This window comes from Winogradskyella damuponensis (assembly GCF_039538385.1).
Classification (GTDB): Bacteria; Bacteroidota; Bacteroidia; order Flavobacteriales; family Flavobacteriaceae; genus Winogradskyella; species Winogradskyella damuponensis.
The window spans coordinates 1-817 of sequence record NZ_BAABCB010000035.1 but is presented as its reverse complement, the minus strand read 5'-3'; the positions used below and the strand labels follow the sequence as shown (position 1 = coordinate 817).

The window sequence follows — 817 nt, the reverse complement described above, 5'->3', positions numbered from 1 at the left end:
CGGTTTTTATTTGCTAACTTACTCGCTTATAACACGCAACAAATCATATACGAGACCGTTACCTACAATTATGAAAAACATTCAGTTTCTAATTTTAATTTTGGTTTTAACATCAAGTTGCAACTTCAATGCAAAGATTGAATTACCAAAAGCAGAAACTGTTGAATTAAAACCTTTTCCGAAAGTTCAGGCTTCAACATTTGAAAATATATTTATAGTTGACGAGAATAAATGCAAAAAGTGGAATTTACCAATCACACGTTTCAAAATTGAATTTCCGAATAATGTGAAAGTTGATTCTGCGAAAATCGGAATTGAAAACTTTGACTATATAAGTTTTCAAATAATAGAAAATGATATTGTAATTGAGGAATTTTCAATTGGATATTCTGACCGAAATAGATTATTTGAAAAAGAATTTGGAGAAAAATCCGCTGAACAAACCCTGACCAATTTAAAAAAGCGATTTCCGAAAGCTAAAGAACTTTATAAAGGAATGGCTGAATTTTATGGTCAAACGAATTACCAACTAAATGCTGAAATTGAAATAAAAGAAAAAACGCCACAAAACTTTATCGGAATTTATAAAATGTTTAGAACTAATTATTATCCGAAAACGACTGACTTTAATCCTGTCAATTTAAGTTGGACTGCAAACCAAAACTCTGAAATTATGAACAAAGCGGATTTTGGAACAAAAGGTTTGAGCGGAGAAATTTGGAAAACATTTGAATTTATAGAATAAATAACTGTAGGTAACAAAGTACTGTGGTAAAAAACAAGTAAAAATGTATTAATTTTTCACTAAAGTACTTTT

1 protein-coding gene is annotated in these 817 nt (G+C 29.0%); it reads left to right on the top strand.

Annotated features, from left to right (window positions below; all coding sequences use genetic code 11):
- Positions 1-70: 70 nt before the first annotated feature.
- Positions 71-745 carry a hypothetical protein gene (locus tag ABD730_RS17090; RefSeq protein ID WP_344716109.1) on the top strand — a complete coding sequence of 225 codons (675 nt, stop codon included), beginning with the start codon at positions 71-73 and terminating at the stop codon, positions 743-745.
- Positions 746-817 lie beyond the last annotated feature (72 nt).

Coding starts and splice junctions, on each gene's coding strand:
- ABD730_RS17090 (WP_344716109.1), top strand. CDS start 71: ATGAAAAACATTCAGTTTCTAATTTTAATTTTGGTTTTAACATCAAGT.